This is a genomic window from Brevibacillus sp. NPDC058079, from assembly GCF_042885155.1.
Lineage (GTDB): Bacteria > Bacillota > Bacilli > Brevibacillales > Brevibacillaceae > Brevibacillus.
On record NZ_JBHVSO010000006.1, the window covers coordinates 37343 to 57933 of the forward strand.

21 protein-coding genes, 1 riboswitch and 2 other annotated features are annotated in these 20591 nt (G+C 48.2%); of the genes, 6 read left to right on the forward strand and 15 right to left on the reverse strand.

The features are described 5' to 3' along the window. Positions 1-47: 47 nt before the first annotated feature. From sigJ to ACFVS2_RS18330, 3 genes are all read right to left on the reverse strand, one after another. Positions 48-938, reverse strand: coding sequence for an RNA polymerase sigma factor SigJ (gene sigJ / locus ACFVS2_RS18320; protein ID WP_390236306.1), 891 nt, complete (start codon positions 936-938; stop codon positions 48-50). Further along, entirely contained in the window at positions 938-1732 is a 795-nt protein-coding gene (locus tag ACFVS2_RS18325) for a dioxygenase family protein (protein ID WP_390236308.1), read from the reverse strand. The genes sigJ and ACFVS2_RS18325 overlap by 1 nt, the downstream gene beginning before the upstream one ends. A 172-nt stretch (positions 1733-1904) precedes the next feature. Further along, positions 1905-2513, reverse strand: coding sequence for a superoxide dismutase (locus ACFVS2_RS18330; RefSeq protein ID WP_173618036.1), 609 nt, complete (start codon positions 2511-2513; stop codon positions 1905-1907). Between the two features lie 191 nt (positions 2514-2704). Here ACFVS2_RS18330 and ACFVS2_RS18335 point away from each other — a divergent pair, with 191 nt between their 5' ends. Further along, positions 2705-3475, forward strand: coding sequence for a sulfite exporter TauE/SafE family protein (locus ACFVS2_RS18335; protein ID WP_390236310.1), 771 nt, complete (start codon positions 2705-2707; stop codon positions 3473-3475). A gap of 575 nt (positions 3476-4050) precedes the next feature. On the opposite strand, the gene ACFVS2_RS18340 is transcribed toward ACFVS2_RS18335, so the two are convergent. Then, positions 4051-5595: a 2-isopropylmalate synthase gene (locus ACFVS2_RS18340; protein WP_390236313.1), complete on the reverse strand. Its 1545-nt coding sequence runs from the start codon at positions 5593-5595 to the stop codon at positions 4051-4053. Positions 5596-5658: 63 nt separating this feature from the next. Continuing rightward, positions 5659-5893, reverse strand: a binding site (T-box leader). Between the two features lie 41 nt (positions 5894-5934). Then, positions 5935-6204, reverse strand: a binding site (T-box leader). A gap of 81 nt (positions 6205-6285) precedes the next feature. Next, positions 6286-7653, reverse strand: coding sequence for an MFS transporter (locus ACFVS2_RS18345; protein WP_390236315.1), 1368 nt, complete (start codon positions 7651-7653; stop codon positions 6286-6288). Positions 7654-7802: 149 nt separating this feature from the next. Here ACFVS2_RS18345 and ACFVS2_RS18350 point away from each other — a divergent pair, with 149 nt between their 5' ends. Next, entirely contained in the window at positions 7803-8684 is an 882-nt protein-coding gene (locus ACFVS2_RS18350; protein ID WP_390236318.1) for a LysR family transcriptional regulator, read from the forward strand. Positions 8685-8733: 49 nt separating this feature from the next. Here ACFVS2_RS18350 and ACFVS2_RS18355 read toward each other — a convergent pair whose 3' ends face one another. Both ACFVS2_RS18355 and ACFVS2_RS18360 read right to left on the reverse strand, forming a co-directional pair. Then, positions 8734-8913, reverse strand: a complete 180-nt coding sequence (locus ACFVS2_RS18355) for a hypothetical protein (RefSeq protein WP_012684743.1) — start codon at positions 8911-8913, stop codon at positions 8734-8736. A 21-nt stretch (positions 8914-8934) separates the two neighbouring features. Then, a complete protein-coding gene (locus ACFVS2_RS18360; protein WP_007721554.1) occupies positions 8935-9165 on the reverse strand; it encodes a YneF family protein in 231 nt (76 codons plus the stop codon). Between the two features lie 161 nt (positions 9166-9326). On the opposite strand from ACFVS2_RS18360, the gene ACFVS2_RS18365 reads away from it, so the two are divergent. Next, a complete protein-coding gene (locus ACFVS2_RS18365; protein ID WP_390236321.1) occupies positions 9327-10115 on the forward strand; it encodes an N-acetylmuramoyl-L-alanine amidase family protein in 789 nt (262 codons plus the stop codon). Between the two features lie 14 nt (positions 10116-10129). Here ACFVS2_RS18365 and prpE read toward each other — a convergent pair whose 3' ends face one another. The 7 genes from prpE to ACFVS2_RS18400 all read right to left on the reverse strand — a co-directional run bounded on the left by prpE (position 10130) and on the right by ACFVS2_RS18400 (position 15671). Then, a complete protein-coding gene (gene prpE, locus ACFVS2_RS18370) occupies positions 10130-10954 on the reverse strand; it encodes a bis(5'-nucleosyl)-tetraphosphatase PrpE (RefSeq protein ID WP_390236324.1) in 825 nt (274 codons plus the stop codon). A gap of 175 nt (positions 10955-11129) precedes the next feature. Continuing rightward, the gene (locus ACFVS2_RS18375; RefSeq protein WP_106838353.1) at positions 11130-11759 is read right to left on the reverse strand and encodes a response regulator; all 630 of its coding nucleotides are present in this window, start codon (positions 11757-11759) and stop codon (positions 11130-11132) included. A 7-nt stretch (positions 11760-11766) separates the two neighbouring features. After that, positions 11767-12915 (reverse strand): HAMP domain-containing sensor histidine kinase, encoded by a 1149-nt coding sequence (locus ACFVS2_RS18380; RefSeq protein ID WP_173618043.1) that lies wholly within the window; start codon positions 12913-12915, stop codon positions 11767-11769. A 13-nt stretch (positions 12916-12928) separates the two neighbouring features. After that, positions 12929-13819, reverse strand: coding sequence for a cell wall-active antibiotics response protein LiaF (gene liaF / locus ACFVS2_RS18385; RefSeq protein WP_390236329.1), 891 nt, complete (start codon positions 13817-13819; stop codon positions 12929-12931). Positions 13820-13833: 14 nt separating this feature from the next. After that, positions 13834-14412: a class I SAM-dependent methyltransferase gene (locus ACFVS2_RS18390; RefSeq protein WP_173618045.1), complete on the reverse strand. Its 579-nt coding sequence runs from the start codon at positions 14410-14412 to the stop codon at positions 13834-13836. 94 nt (positions 14413-14506) lie between these two features. Beyond that, positions 14507-15202 carry a PspA/IM30 family protein gene (locus ACFVS2_RS18395; RefSeq protein WP_390236331.1) on the reverse strand — a complete coding sequence of 232 codons (696 nt, stop codon included), beginning with the start codon at positions 15200-15202 and terminating at the stop codon, positions 14507-14509. Between the two features lie 64 nt (positions 15203-15266). Continuing rightward, positions 15267-15671, reverse strand: coding sequence for a LiaF transmembrane domain-containing protein (locus tag ACFVS2_RS18400; protein ID WP_390236334.1), 405 nt, complete (start codon positions 15669-15671; stop codon positions 15267-15269). 319 nt (positions 15672-15990) lie between these two features. Then, a riboswitch (cyclic di-AMP (ydaO/yuaA leader) is annotated at positions 15991-16130 on the forward strand. Between the two features lie 4 nt (positions 16131-16134). On the opposite strand from ACFVS2_RS18400, the gene ACFVS2_RS18405 reads away from it, so the two are divergent. The 3 genes from ACFVS2_RS18405 (at position 16135) to ACFVS2_RS18415 (ending at position 18976) form a co-directional block, all read left to right on the forward strand. Continuing rightward, positions 16135-16656 (forward strand): C40 family peptidase, encoded by a 522-nt coding sequence (locus ACFVS2_RS18405; RefSeq protein ID WP_390236336.1) that lies wholly within the window; start codon positions 16135-16137, stop codon positions 16654-16656. A gap of 214 nt (positions 16657-16870) precedes the next feature. Then, positions 16871-17590 carry a response regulator transcription factor gene (locus ACFVS2_RS18410; protein ID WP_007721564.1) on the forward strand — a complete coding sequence of 240 codons (720 nt, stop codon included), beginning with the start codon at positions 16871-16873 and terminating at the stop codon, positions 17588-17590. Beyond that, entirely contained in the window at positions 17591-18976 is a 1386-nt protein-coding gene (locus ACFVS2_RS18415) for a sensor histidine kinase (protein WP_173618048.1), read from the forward strand. A gap of 190 nt (positions 18977-19166) precedes the next feature. On the opposite strand, the gene ACFVS2_RS18420 is transcribed toward ACFVS2_RS18415, so the two are convergent. Beyond that, on the reverse strand, positions 19167-20507 hold the full coding sequence (locus ACFVS2_RS18420) for a cytochrome P450 (RefSeq protein WP_173618049.1): 1341 nt from the start codon (positions 20505-20507) through the stop codon (positions 19167-19169). Positions 20508-20591 lie beyond the last annotated feature (84 nt).

The window sequence follows — 20591 nt, forward strand, 5'->3', positions numbered from 1 at the left end:
TTTACTTTCAACCTCAAAGACGAGTGAAGCGTCCTTCTTGTGACGAATCATCCATTTTCTTTTTGTAAATGTGCAAGCTTATCTGGATTGACCATCATGTACAAGCGTGCAATGCGATCTTCTTCTTCATTCATCCTGATCTGGATGATCATTTTCAGCTGACCTTCGGAGTAGACGGCGATTCCATCTTGGCCATTAATCGAGCGAATCTGCATGGTAGCATGAGAAGCCCACCTCGGCCATACCCCCATCCAGAAGGCAGTAATCCGCTCGTCTGAGAAGATGGGATGAATAGCCGCACGGACTTTCCCGCCACCATCGCTGACAAACACAGCATCTTTTGTCAAAAGTCCGATCAACGACTTCGCATCTGACTTGGAGATGGCCTGCATCAGCTGTTCTACCAAGCTCGAAGTCCGATTCGGCTGAGGGACGATCGCCTGGTATCCTGCTTCAGACAGCTTTTTTCTCGCAATGCTAAACTTCTTACGGCAATTTACTTCGGTCATTTCGAGCATCGCGGCAATTTCACTGTATTCGTAGTCGAGTGCCGTTCGGAGCACAAAAACGGCACGTAGCGTCGACGGTAGATTCTCCAAGAGAACAAGCAAGCCATACGAGACTGCTTCTTCGGCAATCACAGTTTGCAGGGGATCATTGGTTTCTGAAGCGTCCAGCATCGGCTCCGGCAACCATTCCCCTACATACTGCTCTCGCTTCCAACGGGCTGATTTTAATAAGTCCAGACAGCGATTGGTCACAGCTTTGCACAGATAGCTTTTTACATGGTGAATGTCTTGGATGTCGGTACCTGCCAATGCAAGAAAAGTATCCTGAACAATGTCCTCCGCTTCCGTTACCGAACCAGTCATCCGGTACGCAAGGGAAAACAGTAATGATTTATACTCCCGATAAACATCCTCCATGTTCACTGCCATTATTTCGTATCACCAAACTGCCAAAGGGTGTGACTGAGACTTCCATAGCGGATGCTCATATGCAGGCGCTTCGCTGTACGTTCATCGTCGGCAGCTCCCATGACGTACACAAGCGGAACAAAATGCTCAGTTCCATATGCGGGAACAGCTTTTTCGGCATGTGGAGCAAGCTCGCGGTAGTTGGCGAGGTCCTCGACATTCCAGTCACTCAATGTTGTTTGCAGCCAGTCTTCGAATTGCTCAGCCCACTCAAAAGTATCACTATCGGACTCTCTCAGGTTCATATAGGAAAAATTATGGACGGTTCCGCCACTGCCGAGGATCAGAACGTCTTTTTCGCGGAGTGGACTGAGTGCCTTGCCGATCTGATATTGCTCTGTCACGGTCAGATTCGGATTAACCGATAAGGCAACAACGGGAATATCTGCATCCGGATAAATATGGCGCAAAACAACCCAGTGTCCATGATCCAAGCCTCTTGTCGTGTTCAAAGCGACAGGAATACCAGCTTCCTGAAGAAGTCGGGTTGTCTCATCCGCTACTTCACGCTCTCCTTTTGCCGGGTACTCGATTTCGTATAATGCTTGCGGGAAACCGCCAAAATCGTGAATAGTCGGGAAGGTGTCCATGGTTCCTACCATTTGATCATGTGCTTCCCAGTGAGCGGAAAATATGACGATAGCACGCGGCTTGCGCGGGAGCAGGCTAGGCAATTGGTTCAGTGCTTCTGTATAGGCATTGTTTTCTATGGCAAGTAACGGGGCACCATGTGCAATGAAAAAAGACGGCATCATTTTCGTACACTCTCCTCTATACTTTTTAAACTTAGTTACTTTTAGTAAGTATTATATCTCATAATCCTCACGGTTACAAGTGTATCCGGAATCGATGCCGTTTCTTTCCTCTAAACAAAAAAGGCTTGCCGCTCTTAAAGAACGACAAGCCTTTTGACAGGTAAAGTTACAATTACTTCGCTGCTGCGAAACGCTTGCTAACTTCATCCCAGTTTACAACGTTCCAGAACGCACCGATGTAGTCAGGGCGTTTGTTTTGGTAGTTCAGGTAGTAAGCATGCTCCCAAACGTCCAGACCAAGGATAGGTGTTTTACCTTCCATGATTGGGCTGTCTTGGTTAGGAGTAGAGCTGATTGCTACTTTTCCGCCTTCTGCAGTCAGCCAAGCCCATCCGGAACCGAAGCGAGTAGTAGCTGCTTTTGCGAATTCTGCTTTGAAGTTGTCAAGGCTTCCGAAAGCCGCGTTGATTGCGTCAGCCAGTTCACCAGTTGGTGCGCCGCCGCCATTCGGGCTCATGATTTCCCAGAACAGTGTGTGGTTCGCATGGCCTCCACCGTTGTTGCGAACAGCAGTGCGGATGGACTCAGGCAGAGCATCCAGATTGCTGATCAGCTCTTCAATGCTTTTACCTTGCAGGTCAGCGTGTGCTTCCAGAGCTGCATTCAGGTTGTTAACATAAGTAGCATGGTGGCGTCCGTGATGGATTTCCATGGTTTGCGCGTCGATATGTGGTTCCAAAGCGTTGTGTGCATAAGGCAATGCAGGAAGTTGATGTGCCATTGTAACATTCCTCCTCAGATTATGTAGGTCAAGCTTACGCCTTCATTATACTGTAAGCCAAACAGTTTTTCAACAAATCGGTATGCAAAGTATATTAATCTATTTATTATTTCAAAGATTTCTATCTTGAAAACAAAACCGAGCGTGCTAGACTTGGATTATTACAAACGAAGAGAATCAGGTGATATCTAGTGGAAATGGACTTATCAACGATCGTACTTCTCGCTGTCTTTGGATTCATTGCAGCATTCATCGACAGTACTGTTGGTGGAGGCGGACTCATCTCCCTCCCCGCCCTACTCGGTCTCGGAATGCCACCGTACCTTGCTCTTGGCACGAACAAATTGGCTGGCACAATTTCATCTGCCACCAGCTCCTACACCTTTATCAAGAATGGTAAATTTGACAAGAAGCTCATGCTGATCTTATTTCCCGTCTCCCTGATCGGCGCCTATTTCGGAGCGAAAACAGTTCTGTTCGTTCCCCAGGACTTTTTGAAGATCCTTGTCGTTATCATGATGGCACTCATTTTTGTTTACACTCTTTTCAACAAACGTTTTGGTCAAGATTCCAACTACAAAGGGCTGACCAAATTTACGCTCGGCATCGGGATTCCTTTTACCTTTTTAATCGGATTTTACGATGGATTTTTCGGGCCCGGAACCGGTTCGTTCTTTGTTTTTCTGATGGTGCTTTTGTTTGGCTATGATTTTGTGATTGCAGCCGGCAATGGCCGAATTTTGAATCTGGCCAGTAACATTTCTGCGCTGTTTGTCTTCACAATGGAGGGCAAGGTCGTTTTCATGACTGGTCTCATCATGGGGATCGCGATGCTGTTAGGTGCTAACCTTGGTGCCAAAATGGCCATCAAAACGGGAGTACGTTATGTCCGTCCGTTGTTCTTGGTCGTATCTATTACCTTGATCGTGAAGATGGTGTATGAGTTGATTTTTACAGCTTGATTAAATAGACCTTCTTGTAAGTTGCTGTAGGGGTGGGGAGGAAACAGGAGAAAACGCTCAGCTTCTAGGGCCACCCGCTGTGGGATTGACTGCCCGACTCCATGCAAAAAGCGAAACCGCGTCCAAAGTAGTCCATTCAGGAAGTTTTTCAGAGGTGGACGCTTAAGAGCGTGTTTCGCTTTTTGCATTCCGTCTCGGTCGGCGTCCCTAAGATCTTCGCTTATTTCTCCTGTTTCCTCTACGAGCTGTTCGTTCTTAAACGGGTTTTAAAAGCCATAAAAGATTGAAGAATCGCATCTGTCTCGACAGAGAAGAATATTTTCAGACGTAGCGACTTGTGAAGTCCTACCGAGCGGAGAAGTGATTAGCGGGCAACAGAAACGCAACGTGCCCACGCGACGTAGCGGCTACCACTTTTGCGTTTCCCCGCTAATCACTTCGGAGCGGGCAGTCTTAACCCCCAGCAGGACGGAGCCTGGAGCCTAGACTGGAAATATTCTTCTCCCCACTACAGCTATAAGCACGTGATGAGTCAGCCTGTAACCATCTACAGGCTGACTTTTTATGTTTGGCTCTTAGTTAGCCCCAGCTGTTACAACTTTGGCCTGATGATCACGCACCGCCTGATTGCTCGCCGCCATAAACGCCTGCGCGACTGCCATCAGTACATCTCGATGCTCGGCAACTCCTTTAAAATGACTTCCGTTGGCGCTGACCGTCACGATCGCTTCGCCAGTCGCATGCTCTCCCGACGACAATGAATACAGCTCCATGTCCGTAAACTCCACGTCAAACGGCAGTGCCTGCTTGATGCCTGCCACCAATGCCTCAACAGGTCCTTCTCCGGTGCCAGAGTATGCTTGTTCTTCTCCTGTCACATTGTTCGTAATGGTGCAGGAAGCCATACGACTTCCGGATGTGCCGGTGAGCACTTGCGCATTGACCAGTGTGAATGGCTCCAGTACCGCGTTTACGGTATGTCCTACCAGCTCAAGCAGCTGATGATCCTGGACAACTTTTTGCTTGTCAGCCAGTTCTTTAAATTGGACGTACAGTGTTTCCATCTGCTCATCGGTCAGCTGTATCCCGAATTCGTTTACGCGGTGCTTGATCGCATGGCGGCCGGAGTGCTTTCCGAGAATGATCATGTTGCGAGGCACACCCAAGCTCTCCGGATCCATGATTTCGTAGGTGCTGCGCTCTTTTAAGAGACCGTCCTGATGAATTCCCGCTTCATGCTGAAAGGCATTGCGACCCACAATTGGTTTGTTGAAAGCAATCGGGAAGCTCATGGCACGGCTCACTTTTTGTGAAGTGGTGTAAATGTGCTCCGGTCTGATGCCAGTCTCGGCATCCAATGCTTCTTTGCGCGTCTCAATTGCCATCACCAGCTCTTCCAAGGAGCAGTTCCCTGCTCGCTCACCGACCCCATTGACCGTTACCTCGACTTGGGTGACCCCCGCACGAATCGCAGCCAAACTGTTTGCAACCGCGAGTCCCAGGTCATTGTGGCAGTGTGCACTGAACTCTACCTTGTCGCTACCACGAACGTTTTTCATGACACGAGTGAACATGGCCCCGTATTCTTCTGGAAGTGCGTACCCTACTGTATCGGGGATGTTAATAATGGTTGCCCCTTCTTCAATTGCCGCTTCGATCATCTCAAACAAAAACTCATCGCCTGTACGAGTTGCATCCATCGGAGAAAATTCGATCCGGTCTACAAACTGTTTGCCGTACGCAATCATTTCGCGGGCAATCTTAATCACTTGCTCTCTCGACTTGCGGAGTTGGAAGTCCAGATGAATGCTGGAGGATGACAGGAACATGTGGAGTCTGCGACGCTCTGCCGCTTGTGTAGCCCGAACGGCAGCATCAATGTCCTCTTTCACCGCACGAGCAAAGCCACAGATCTCCACGCCGTGCACCTCTTGTGAAATACGTTGCACCGCCATGAAGTCACCAGGGCTGGAGATTGGGAAGCCCGGTTCAATGACATCCACGCCGAGGTCTGCCAAATGCTTCGCTATCACGATTTTTTGCTCAGGCGAAAGAGACGCTCCTGGCGCTTGCTCTCCGTCACGCAGTGTTGTATCAAAAATATGGATTCGTTTTGTCATGGGTAATGCCTCCTCAATTTTTGGTGTTTTTTCCGTAATAAAAAAAGCCAGCCGTCTCCATATACAAGAGACGACAGGCTTTTGGCTGCCGCGGTACCACTCTCGTTGATCCTCTCTTTTTACAAAAGAGAATCCACCTCGCTGTCCCGATGACGTGGGACGATCCGTCAAGGTTTACTGTAAGTTTTCAACCTTGCCGCTCCCGGGTGAGATTCGAGCATTTCCTGACTGCGTCGCACCTACCCGCAGCTCTCTGGACAAGAAATTCGCTTTACTAGCTCCCGTTCTTCGCGTTTGCTCTATGTCGTTGTGAAAATCAAAAAGGCCTGCCGTCTCTATCGAAGAGACGACAGACCTTGTCTATCGCGGTACCACTCTCGTTGACCCCAGCTACTCGCCAGAAGTCCACCTCATGTGCTGATCCTAGTCGATCAGCATTACCCGATCACGGGGGTTAACCGTCAGAACTTACTGCTCGATGCAGCGCTACATCTCGTTTCAGTCCTGCCGCTCCCGGGCGAGCTTCACTGGCTTCTCTGACTGCGTTGCACCATCCCGCAGCTCTCTAAACAGATCAGTCCACTTACTGTTCCCGTTCTTCGCGTTATTGTTATTATTGTTTGAAATTTTATTCGGTTTATATCTGATTGTCAATGGAGGCTATCAATAAAAATAATTTTAATAACCCAATTAATTGAACCCTCTCACTGAGCTGCGTCCGAACTGTCTGTAATAAAGGCAGGCGAGACCTAGTACCACGAGCACTAAAGCGGAGTAAATATTGCTATAAACGGACGCTCCGGAATAGCTATTGAACAGATTCCAGCTCACGGCAGCTCCTCCATCAATCGTTTTGCCGTACAAGGTAGCTGCAAGTGCACCTGCAATAAAGTTCAGCATTGCCAGCAGTCCCATACCGACGCCGATCTGTTCCTTTGGTAGCGACTGCGAGATTGCGTTTGACATCGAAATCATCATAAACGATAGTCCGACATTACCAAAAATCAGAAAAACGGCAATGAGGAACGGAGATACTCCCGCAAAGGAAGAGAAGAGGACAAAGCTGCACAAAAGTAGCACAGACGCTGTGTAAAATAAATACGAATTCCCTTTCTTATCTGCAAGAATCCCGGCCTTCTTCCCCAAGAACGCGGTCACAATTGCTCCCGGGACCATCACAAAGCCAATGAGCCCCGGTGCCAGATGATTCACATTTGCCAACAACTGTGGACTAAGGAAAGCGAACGAATAGCCACTCCCTATCATCAAAAAGGCAATGACCAGCCCGAGCGAATAGCGTTTGCTCCGGAATAAGCCAGGGCGAACAAAAGGTTCTGCGGTCGTCCGAATTCTTACCAAGAACAGAAGGAATGAGAGGATGCACCCCAGTGCGAGCAAGAAGCTCTGATTCGTAATAGCCAGTAGAAGCAACGCAATCGTTATGGCGAGAAGCCCACCACCGATCCAGTCCATTTTGACAGCTTCCCGCTCCTCCTCCTCCAAATACTTACGGAAAAAAGGCACGGCAAAAAGCGTGAACAACGGCATGCAGAACAACCATCTCCAATCGAGCAGACTGACCAGCAAAGAGGAAAGAACGGGACCTAATGCGCTACCGATTGCCATCCCGGTCATTGAGATCCCTAGAGCCCGCCCCCTACTCTCTGGGGGAAAATAACGCACCGGAATAATGGAAGATGTCGCCGGAACAACTGCCGCTCCTGCTGCCTGCACAATTCTCCCAAATAGCACCATGCCATAATTATGGGCGAAAAATCCGATAACGGAGCCGATGGCAAATAGAATCAGTCCGAATGTAAGCAAATGTTTGAGCTTGTAGGAATCAGCTAGCTTTCCGTACATCACGGTTCCAACCGCATAGATTAACAAAAAGGCAGACGTCACCCAGCTTACTTGGCTAAAAGATAAATGAAATTCTGTCCTGATTTGCGGTAACACGATATTGAACATCGTAGCACTCATCACCGTAATCATGAGAGTAAACACGAGTACGCGAAGAACTTTTTCAGCGGATTGTTGTTGTGGTTCGGTTTGCATATTGGAAAGACACCTCTCGTTATCACCGATTTCTTCCCGGGAAGGTGATTGTTGGCCTTGCTAGATGTAGTTTATAATGATTTTAAAATAAACGAAAATATATCTTTTGACATGTAGTTGATATACCTGAGTATATGGAGTTGAATCGAATGGAATTGTTGCAATTGCACTATTTCCGAACAGTGGCCAAGTGGCAGCATATGACGAAAGCCGCCCAAGAGCTGCGGATTGCTCAGCCTGCTCTCAGCAAAACCATTGCTCGGTTGGAAGAGGATGTCGGGGTTCCGTTATTTGACCGCGAGCGAGGACGTATTCGGCTGAATACATTTGGGAAGGCGTATTTGGAGCGGGTAGATAAAGCACTGAACCTGTTGGAGGAAGGTCAAAAAGTCGTATCGGATCTGGCTGGAATGGAGCATGGTCGTATTCATCTGGCAACGTCAACCTTGGATCTGTTATCAGAACCGTTGGGCAAGTTTCTCGCCCTCCATCCTGATGTACACTTCCAGATCACGCAAGCCAGCATCGAAGAAATGGCAACCCTCCTGGAGTCAGGCGAAGTGGATGTTTGCTTCACCCATTTGCCGATCAGGGTGCCGGATATTTTGACTACGCCCGTATTGAAAGAAGATATTCATGTAGCTGTCCCCCGCACACATCACTTAGCCAAGAAAACCAGTATTCTACTAAGCGAGCTGGCTGAAGAGTCCTTTATCGGCTACCGGGAGGACTTTCCCATCCAAATGCTGTACGATCAGTTCTTTCAAAAAGCAGGGATTACCCCCAAATTCGCTTGTCGGGTAGATGATCCCGGCTCTATCCAAAAGCTGGTCCGCGCAGGTCTTGGCATCGCCCTCTACGGCTGTATCAGTCGAGAGGAAGACCCACACCTTGTCATGCTTCCGATCGAACAGCCGATCTGCCAGCGACATTTTCAAATGATTCGGCACGAAAAAAGATATCTCTCCCTGGCAGCACGCAAGTTCTGTGATTTTATTGTCCAATATTTTGCTGAGTCTCTTAAAAAATAAGCCCCTTTCTAACAGAAAAAAGCCTGGCATCATTCGCCAGGCTCTTCCCCTACTCTTGCTTTCTTTTTTTCATACGTAAAATAATGCCGTCAATGAGCAGCCCAATCCCCGCTCCGTAAAAAGGGGCCGCAAACCGAGTTCCTTCGGCAAGCGGCAGGTCTTTCAGATACACGATAAACACGCCGACAATAAAACCGATCATCGTGTAGCGCAGCCGGGTCGCCCCCATCAAACGACACTCCCTTTCACGCTACTTCCCGAATTTATTTGGCATTTTCATGTTTTTCATCGTACGGCTCATCTGTTTGAGCTGCTTTTGGTTAAGATTCATCCCCATTGAACGGGCCATGGCTTGAAGCTGCTTGTCGTCCATTTGCATGTTGGACATTTGTTTTTTCAAGAAATAAGTCCCTCCATAAAATCCACCAGCGAGACCGATTAACAATGTAACAATTGGAATTACCCAGTTGTACCAAGCCATCAATACATTACCATCCTCTATACGTAATTATGAACTCTTTTATTGTACCATAGTTGGGCTATCTTCTGTAAATTGTGATTAGAAAACTTGGAAAATGAGAACACTGCCCTCAACAAAATCTTTGTTTCAAGCATATTCTAATAGCAAGAGGTGAAACAACTATGGCTCCAATTGTGATTCTGGACGCTGGACACGGTGGCAGCGATCCAGGTGGAGGAAACAACACGCAATTTACCGAGAAAGATATGAATTTGCAAATATCGCTCTACCAATATAATCGCTTTTTGGCTCTAAATATTCCTGTCGCTATCACACGGACAACCGATGTGACTCTGACAAGTCAGGCTCGGACTGCTCTGGTTCGAAACAGCGGTGCTCGCTACTGTATAGCGAACCACATTAACTCAGGTGGCGGCCGAGGCTCCGAGGTCATTTACTCCATTTACGGCTCCCCAACCTTTCCCCAATTGATCCAGGATGCCCTGGCAGCGGAAGGGATGCCGAATCGACGCATTTTTACGCGGACACTGCCAGATAATCCGCGGCTCGATTACTACTTCATGCACCGGGAGACGGGCAGCGTGGAGACGGTAATCGTCGAGTATGGCTTTGCCGACAATACTTTGGACGCAAATAAACTACAACAGGATTGGCGAGATCTCGCGGAAGGGGTAGTCCGGGCATTTTGCACGTACGCTAAACTTCCCTACCAGCCCCCTACGACTCCTACTTCTACTCCAAAACCTACTGCAGCACCGACCCTTGCTCCCACCACTTCTCCTGGAAACGGAGGAGGGAATGGACCTGACTGGAAGCAGGAAGCCGTCAACTGGCTGTATGATCAAGGCTTATTAACCGACGAACAATGGCGTCAGCAGCCTGACCAACCTCTGCCGCTCTGGGCACAGGCTGTCATCCTGAAGCGTTTATTCGAAAAGCTCAAAACGTAACATAACGTCTCCGTTTAATCGTCTGCCTTAAAACGGGTCAGCGGCGTATCCGTTAAGCCCGAATAGTTTCTTCTTGCTGGCACACTCACTAATTCGTCCTCTGGGTAGCGATAGGCGGTTAGCATTCCGCCGAACACACATCCTTGGTCGATGTTGATGGTGCCATTTTTTCGTTTTGGTTCTGGATGCGGATCATGTCCCCATACGATTATGGGCGAAGTCACTTTTCGTTCTTTTGCCCATTCTCTACGGATCGGGCGCCCATCCGGTCCCGTCCCTGCCACATCGCCATATCGGCAAAACGTGTAGACCGCAGGCGAATCCATTCCTATGTAATCATCACGAATCCCCGCATGAACGGCGACCGCTACTGTTTTTTCATTCTGTTTGATGATCATGTGCGAAGGAGAAGAAAATAGCAATCTGCGACTCTGCTCTCGCAGCAAGGAGGCCTTCTTCGGTCCGTATTCTTGCTGATACAGCCGAATCTCCTCTTCTACCTTTTCATCTCCGTGTGCCAATGTCACTGGTCTGCCATCCAACCAGCGGGCTACTTTCCACCCATGGTTACTATCCACCATCTCAGCCAGACCTGCCGTGACATGATGGTGAAAAAATTGCAGCATTTTGATTGAGTAAGGTCCACGACTCGTGATATCACCGAGGGAAAGGAGCTTTCGGCCGTGGGGATGGCGATATGTACCGTCTCGGGTTTGTTCATATCCCAAGCGTTTGAGCAATTCTATAAATTCGTCGTAACAGCCGTGAACATCGCCGACGATATCCACACCATTGTCAGCCGAAAGCACCTTGGAGCGCGTTTGAGGTTTGTGCCTCATAGCCCGTCCCTCCTTTCCGTTATCTCTCATTCGTTACTTACTATCTTTACCACATCTGCGAAAAAAACTCACGGGTTGTGTACAAGAAAACCGTTTAAAAAAGTAAACGCGCGAAAGAGCCCCTGTTTACCCGAGGAGCTTTTTGGCGCGTTTACCTATACATGATGCTATGTGATTAGCCTAAGTTATGCGTATGCACGTAAATGGCCGCTTGCGTGCGATCCTCCACGTTCAGCTTGGCAAGAATGTTGCTCACATGAGTCTTGACCGTTTTGATCCCGATAATCAGCTCATCTGCAATCTCCTGGTTGGACTTGCCCTGACCGATCAGCTTCAAAACCTCCAACTCGCGCGGCGTCAGTTGCTCATGGGGATGGGACTCTTGACCGTGACGGAAACGGGCCATGATTTTTCCTGCTACCCTCGATTCCAAAACTGGCTCACCCGCCGCAGCAGAGCGGATTGCCTTTGCAATCTCGGCTGCACGCGAAGTCTTCAGCAAGTAGCTGAATGCCCCCGCTTCAATGACCGGATATACCTTTTCGTCATCAATAAAGCTGGTCAAGACAATAACCTTACTGGATGGACAGCTTTCACGAATACGCCGAGTCGCTTCCACACCGCCGATGCCTTCCATGACCAAATCCATCAGAACGACATCTGGGCGCAGCTCTTGCGTCATCCGCACCCCTTCTTCTCCACTGCCTGCCTCTGCTACGACTTCAATATCGTCCTCCGTAGACAAATAAGCAGCCAGACCCATCCGAACCATTTCGTGATCATCTACCAGTAGTACCCGAATCACCGAGCCTTCACCCTTCCCGTTCCGTCTGTGACATTAGAGGAATACGCACCTCAATTTGCGTCCCCTTCCCAATTGCCGAGTAAATCTCCATGGAGCCTCCGACCTCTGCAACGCGCTCTTGCATGCTGCGCAAACCGTAGGACGTCATTTTCTCCCCATCCGGATCAAAACCAACACCGTCATCCGTTACTCGCAGGCGAACCTGCTCTTGCAGCGTAAACAGCTTTACTGTAATCTGGGTAGCTCTGGCATGCCGTAATGTATTGGATAAGGACTCCTGCAAAATGCGGAACAAATGATCCTCAATTCCACTCGGCAAGCCTTCGACGTCTTCAATCTCCCAAGTCAGCTGCATAGTATTTTTACGCGTCAGCTCATCTAAAAGTTCCAGAATGGCTTCCTTCAATGACTTGTTTTGTAACGTAGCCGGGCGAAGATGCAAGAGTAATGCCCTCATCTCCGCTTGTGCAGCTGCTGCCATCTCTTCGACCAATTCAATCTGTTGTGCTGCACGTTGTGGATTTTTTTCTACAAGCCGCTTCATCGCCGCAGTCGTCATGGCGATGGCGAACAGCTGCTGGCTGACTGCATCATGCAGTTCTCTCGCCAATCTCTGTCGCTCCTCTGTTACCGCTGCATGCTTCAATTGTTCTGCGAGAGCCGCATTGTGGTTCGACAGCCGCTGCAAAGATGCCACTTGCTCTTCCCATTGTGAAGCTAAGCGATTGATCTGCCATCCTAATTCGCCGACTTCATCGACGCCCAATTCGGGAACACGATACGACAGCATTCCGCGCCCAAGCTTCATGGCAGCTTCCCACAGTACACTGAGTCTCTTTTTCAACAAATTGCCGATGATATAGGAAATGATCAATGCCACTAAAACACCTGCAGGCAAAGAGACAACAAAAGCAGCAAGCTGAATCAAGCCCTCTGGATCGGCAGGCAGATTGATGCCTATATATTCTTTAAGCCACCACACGAAGTTGCGGTCGCTGATCATTTCGTTGTACCACCGATGAATCCCGGGGTGATCTCTCCATAAAAAGTATAGCCAAAAGAAACAAATAAACGCGGCAGTAATTGCACTGACGGCCAGTAACATGCCATAGCGCACGTATTGCCACTGAATACTTGCCAATCGCTGTCGACGCATCCGCCAGTACCTCCTAGATGTACTTGACTTTTATATCGCCGACAAGCAGCGAGATATGCAAGTTTACTTTTTGCAATGCTTCATCATACTGATCAGAACGAATCTTAACACTGCGATTGATACCTCCCTGACGGTGGCTTAGCACCTCCAGGTCACCAATACTCAACCCTGCCGTTACCGATACAGGAAGATCGACAGGCACATAAATCGTCACATCGCCTACCCAACCCTCTACGACAAGAACCGCCTCATCTCGCATCAACACTGCACGGGAAAGATCAATCACAACATCCCCGATTCCATGCCAGACATGCAAGTGATTCAGTTCAAAACGCCCCGAGGTCAGGTGATAATCTCCAATCAGAGAACTGCGGGAATCTTTTGGCAACGTGTCGTCAGGTGATGAAGACATTCTTTCGTGATGAGGAATTTTGCCACCAACTTGCTTCCATTTGTTCCAGCCGTCTAGCCAAGGGCGTTCCTCTGTTGAAACCTTCATGTCACTCGGAACACTCGCATCACTTGTCATAATCGTCTCCGCAGCAGATGGGGTCCCCGTATCGCCCAAAGGTTGATTCACACGGTGATCTCTTTTGCTGTTCTTGCCCCGAATCAATTGAAATCCGAAATAAATAAACACGATTGGCACTGCAATTTGGAACAAATCATCGATCCCAACACCAAACCACATATCCATCGCGATAATGGTCCCCAGGGAGAATAGAATCCCTCCGCCAATCCGATTTTTCTGCCCCCACAAACGAAGGCCGAAATAAATAAGCACCATCGGCCACAAATCAAACAAACCGAACGAAATGATACCCAAACTGTCTAATAAAAGGCCGATTCCCGTAAAAATAATCAGGATACCAGCCAACATTTTGTGCAAACGGGACAGTTTCACAAAAGTCTCCTCTCTCACGCCCCATGCTGATCGTTTTCACTTTGACCATTACGACATGTATAGATGAATGCAGGCGGAATGTTCAACAGGGTAAAGTCGATCTTGACCCAGGGAAAACGATCCTGCAACTCAGCTTGGAGTTGTAGCGAATATTGGAATGTAATGAATAGGCCCCCTGGCTTCAGTACAGATTGAACTTCGTCCAGAATTGCTGCCCTCTGCTCTTGTGGAAAATTGGCGAATGGCAGACCTGAGATAATGACATCTGCACCTGCAAGGTTCTGCTCCTCCAAGTAAGACCTAAGTTTAGTCGCTTCCTCCCTGATAGGAAGATCGGGAAAACGTGATTGAAGCATAGAGCGAAAATGGGAATCTCGTTCCACAAGCACGTACTGTGTGCCGGGACGCAAGCGCTGATAGATCGTTTGGGTAAATGCCCCTGTACCAGGTCCCAGCTCCAGGATCACATCGGTTGAAGCCCAATCGACGCTTTTCAACATTTGCTCACATAAAAAACGAGAGCTGGGGATTATACTACCAACGCGTCCAGGCTCAGCGATAAATCGCCGCAAAAAGACCAAGAAGTCCTGCAAGAATCGTACCTCCTAGGGGAAAAGCAGCCTGATGTACACAGGCTGCCGAATTGACACAATCTATTCTACACCCAGTCCCCCAGTTCCTGTCGAATTAGGATTGTACAGGTTTGGCTACCGGTGTTTTTACTTCATTAATGGATGCTTTGATGCTGGCTAGTTCTGCATCGAGATCATCCTTTTCCAGTTCAGACAAAGCGTTCTCCCAAGCGCGGTTTGTTTGGCGCCATTGTCCACTCATTTGCGCTTCTGCTTCCATGCGCATGACTTTTTCTTCCATGCGGGCGAAGCCACGGCCTGCGGACGGATTGCCGATACCGACAACTGCTTGATTGACTTGCTTTTGTGTACGAGCTACTTGTGCACGTGCCATCAGTGTGAACCTTTTCGCACGCATTTTATAGAACTCTTCCTTCAGCTCAGCCAGCTTCTCGCGCATTTGCGTAGCTGCCTCGGATGCTGACAGGTAGAGACCTTCATATTCCGCTGCACGGCCTTCGTACTGCTTCTTGTCAGCGAGTGCTCGACGAGCCAACTCGTCTTCTCCCTCAGTCAAGGCGAGCTTGACTTGACGATCGCGTTTTTCGATCAGAGCATTGGCTTCGTCCAATTGCTGGCGGAATTTCTTTTCCAGTGCAACCTGACGGGCAACTGCTACTTCAACTTGTCCGATTTCTACTTCCATGTCACGCATATATTGATTCAGCATTACTACCGGATCTTCCATCGAATCCAATGCATCATTCACCGAAGCTACTGTCAGGTCACGCAAACGTTTAAAGATACTCATTATTTTTTCCTCCTCATCATATCACATCATATTGTTCATCCAAAAGACTCTTGCGACATAGGCGTTATTGTGGGCGTCTTCTTACATCTCTCTCCCAAGCGTCCAGCGTATCTTCCTTTAATACTTTTTGGGCCCATTCACGCTCCCAAGCAGGTGGAGCTTGTTTAGGTTCTTGACTGGGACGCAGTAAGCGATATCCCAGATAAATCACCCCAATGGCCAGAAGTGCGTGAAATAGTAGGTCAAGCTTGCCAATCAACATCAGGAACCCGAATAGGAAGACTAGGATTCCCCAAAAGCGTGAACCGGTTTGTCCCATAATCTTTTTGGCACCGTATATCATGATCACACCGGGAATGATGAACCCGAGCAAGTCTCCGATATCGATACCCACCAGATCTAGAAGAACCAACCCACCGACTAGCAGCAGAACCAGCCCGAGTAGAACTTTGCCAGACCGTTCGCTCATTACTCGCTTACCTCCATTCGTTTTGCATGTGGTGCTTGTGGAACGTTATGCCCTTATTGTAGCCCTCGGTATAGGCTTCCCATAACGGGCGTGCGGTTGGTTTTTCCCTCCGTCCTTGGACGGAGACAATTTCCTGCCCTAATCGGACAAGCTGTCCCGCAAGGCAGAACAAGCGCGCGTCGAAAGGCGTCTTGCACTGTTGAACGAAAACGTTACAGCATTTGACGGTATTTTTGTGACGAATATGTGAACAAGTAGATGAAAAAGAAGGAAAAGAAGGACTGGCGTAGAATCTTCGTAAGAGTGCGTGTAAAAAAACATCGAAAAATAGCCGAATTCCGCTTGGCGGAAACGGGGGAACCACGTTTTTGGGGTGAATGGTTGCTACTCCTAGCAGCCTAGGGCGTCCTTTCGACCGAACCCTTCAGCTAACCTCGTAGGCTCACGAAGGGAGCAGTTTCTTTTGCGCAAGGTGATTTTATCTTTATTTATGGCTGGAATGCTTGCTATGGGGGCAGGCGCTGCACAGGCTGCTGAGGAGAATACTCTCAATGAAGTAGTCAGCGACTTGTACGGTACCCCTTACAAATCTTCCGGCTCGTCCAAAAAGGGCTTTGACTGCTCCGGTTTCACGCGCTACGTATTTGATGCGTTAGGTGTAGACCTGCCTCACAATTCTGCTTCCCAGTACGAATTAGGTACAGAGGTAACCAGAAAAGATTTGCAGCCAGGCGATCTCGTATTCTTCAATACGAACGGTCGCAGCATTTCTCACGTGGGTATCTACATTGGAGACGGCACATTCGTGCACTCGGAATCTGGTCGTGGAGTCGTCAACACCAAGTTGAGCGATCCATACTACTGGAGCAAGCGTTATGTAGGCGCCAAGCGTCTCAGCGTTCCTGTTCTAGCGAAAGCAGAAACTCCGAAAAAGGAAAAAGCGGTGCAAGCTGCATCGTTGCCGGAAAAACCAGCTCAAAAATAGTCGTTCGGCAAAATAATAAAAGCCAGGGACACTACGTCTCTGGCTTTTTCTGACGGAATTTAGTACCTGGTCTAAAGAGGTACCCTCATATATTAGAACAACTTAATAACTTACGGGGTTTCTTCCCCTGATCAGGTCAAAGCATGTTATGATAGACAAGACCCATTCTTTGAATGGTATTCCTTATTAATAGAAGTAACTGGGGGTTGTTCCGGTGAAAGATCACATTTTAATTGTCGATGACAATCTGGAGATTATTGAACTGCTAGAAGACATTTTGGAGAACGAGGGCTTCACCGTTTCCTCCGCAGAGAGTGGAGAAGATGCACTCTCCCTACTCAGCCAAGGAGAGCGACCCAATCTGATCCTTTTGGATATTATGATGCCCAACATGAGTGGCTACGAGCTCTGTTCTCAAATTCGCCGTGAATGGGATTTGCCTATACTGTTTCTCAGTGCAAAAGGAAAAGCGGTAGATAAGGTAGTCGGCTTTGAAATTGGCGCAGACGATTACATTACGAAGCCTTTTGATACAGAAGAACTGCTCGCTCGCATTCGTGCCCACCTGCGTCGTTATGAGCGCATTCGCAAGCATACTGAGGAGCAGCCTGAGAAGGAAACAGCCTCTTCTCCGATTACAGTTTTGAAATTCAAGGACCTAGAAATTCATAAAGAAACGTATTCCGTTTATGTATGTAATCAAAAAATCGAGCTCTCTACCAAAGAATTCCAACTACTCACATTCCTCGCAGAAAATGCGGGCATCGTCTTTACAAGAGAGCAAATCTACGACCGCGTCTGGGGATATGGTTATGGCTCGCTCAATACAGTGACCGTCCATATCAAAAACCTCCGTGAAAAGCTGGAAACAGAGCGTCAGTTCATTAAAACACAATGGGGGACAGGCTACGTATTTATCGGGGAGAAGCTTTAAATGAGCTTACGTAATAAAATTTTTCTCTCCTTCATTTCCTTGATCACACTAAACATCTTGTTGTTTAAATTCGTTTTTCAAGACATTATTGTCGCTCAACTCAAAAATGATCGGCATAATCAGTACCAGGCTGAGAAGGAAGCCGCAGAGAAGGTCATGCTCAATCAATTGCTTCTCGTCAGTAATTTCAAGGACCCAATCGAACGATTGGAGCTTGAAAAGCAGTTGCCAGACGACGTGATGTACCGCATGCTCGTGAAGGATGCCAATGGAAACACCATCTACAGCAAAACATCACGCGCCTATAATTTGAAAATGCCTTCTCCCTCCTCATCAAACCGTGGCGATTCTGCCAAGCAAAATGACCTCAAAGTGGTAGCTGAGTACCATTTTCAGCAGGAGCCACCGCGTACAGGGGAGATCGTTGTTTATTTCTACACAGATGATTACGACATAATGGCTACGACAGGGGTTTCCATGATGCTTTGGTTTATTTACGGAAGCATTAGTCTGGTGGGATTGGTTCTACTCGCTTTGTTCGTTCGCTGGATACTACGGCCCGTGAACGAATTATCGCGCGTCACCCAAGAAATCCAGGAAGGGAAACGGTTAGTGACATTTACGTATCGATCGCATGATGAGTTTGGCCAACTCTTTCGATATTTCGGGGATATGGTTGATGAGCTTCGCTTAGCGGAAGAAAGACAGGCCGAAATGATTGCTTCGATCGCCCACGACTTCCGCACACCTCTCACCACGATCAAAGGGTATGCGTCATATATCGGCTCCGGTCGTGTGACGGATATGACCAAAATACAGAAACAGATGAGCAAAATCGAGTTAAAAACGACTGACTTGGAAAAGCTGCTAGATGAGTTGCAGGACTTCACCGCCCAAAGCTCCGAAGTCCGACTCAACATTAACCGCATTCATGTCAAAAGCTTCTTGAGAGGAATTATTGAGGACTATTTGCCAAGAATCAAAGAGGCAGGCCTCACCTTTCAATGGAAGCTGCGTATTTCCAATGAACTACACATCGAAGCGGATGAGACCAAGCTGCGACGTGTCATGGAAAACTTGTTGAACAACGCCATTCACTACAATAAACCAGATGGCTCCATTTACCTTACTTGTGATCAGCGAGAAGGACATGTCCTTTTTACTGTGATCGACAAAGGAGAAGGAATCGCCTCCGAAGACTTGCCGAAGATTTTCACCAAGTTTTATCGGGCGGAAAAATCACGAAATCGCAACAGTGGCGGTACAGGCTTAGGCTTAACGATTTGCAAGAGCATCGTCCGGCTTCACGGCGGAGATCTGATGGTAAACAGTGAATTGGGAATGGGAAGCAGTTTCTCCTTCACCATCCCCTTCTTCCACGGGTAGCTTTCACAAGCTACCCTTACTTTATATAGATTTATTCCCACTTAATTATTTCTTTATATTTTACTAGTAAAATAATTTTTGTAAGCATGTTGCTTTCAGTGATAAATAACCCCCAGTTCGGTATCTGACACAATCGGCGAAACCGTAGTGATAAGATGCCTCTTTTTTTGCCCTCAATTTCCATTTTTTTCTATCTCTTCTCCAAACGCATCGGCAGTCCGTTTTTGGGACGCAAGGTGACCAACGGCTCGGGCTCCACTGCCTGATTCGGTTCAGCCAGACGTAGTCGATATCGCTGTGCGATCGTCGCCAATAGCAAAGCCGCCTCCATCAAAGCAAAGTTATTCCCAATACAAACACGCGGCCCACCGCCAAATGGAAAATAAGCATAAGCTGGATTTCTTTTTAAGAGGTCGCTGTCAAAACGCTCTGGAATGAATTGTTCAGGCTGCTCATAATAGCGTGGGTTACGGTGCATGACATATTGGCTCATCATCAGTGTTTCGCCGGGCTTATACGTGTGATCGCCGATCTCAACCTCTTCTACCACTTCCCGGTTAATCGTCCACGCCGCAGGATAGAGCCTCAATGTTTCCTGTACAATGAGATTCGTATACTTCAGCTGGGGAAGATCCTCGACTGTCGGCAGCTTTTCACATAGCACCGTTGACAGCTCGTCATGCAGCTTTTGCTCCACCTCGGGATGAGTAGCCAGCAAATAGAAAATCCACGACATGGTATTCGCAGTCGTCTCATGGCCAGCCACAAAAATGGTCATGACCTCGTCACGCACCTGCTCATCTGTCATTCCTTGCCCATCATCTTCATCACGCGCTGCCAAAAGCATCTCCAACAAGTCCTTATGCTCTTCTCCTTCGCTATTACGACGAGCTTCGATCAAGGAATAGATTGTTTTGTCCAGCAGCTCACTCGACTCCAGGAACTCCCGATTGCTTTTGGTAGGTACGGACAAAGGAATGTCGATAAAAGAGGAGCCTTTATTTGCCACGTATTTCAAACCGACATCGATGGCATGTCCAATCTGATCGGCGCCTTCCTTGACGGTTTTGCCAAACATAGTCTCCGTAATGATCGCAAGGGTTACTTTCATCATGTCCGAGTGAATATCACGCAGCTCCCCGGTTTTCCAATCCGACATGAGATCAACTGCTTGCCGGACCATCACATCTCCGTAGCTGGCGATACGTTCTCGATGAAAAGCTGGCTGCATAAGCCGCCGTTGTCGCAGATGTTTTTTTCCTTCACTGGTGAGAATTCCATCCCCTACGACAGGTCGCGCAGACTGCAACGCTTTCCCTTTTCGAAAATGCGCCTGCTTGTTAACCAAAACCTCTTTGATGTGATCCGGATTCGTTAACAGGTAAACATGGCGGGAAGGACCGAAGCGAAAATGGACGACTTCTCCATGCTCTTCTACAGCGTCGCGGATGAACTGAAGCGGCGATCGGCGAAATGCCATCAAGTTCCCTGAGATCGGAAGACCTTTTGGGCCAGTGATCGTGATATTCATGCGTCTCCTCCTTTTTACATGCAAAATCCTACCGATAGTATCCGGCACGTTAAGGAGATTATGCGAAAAAAAGCCACCCGAACT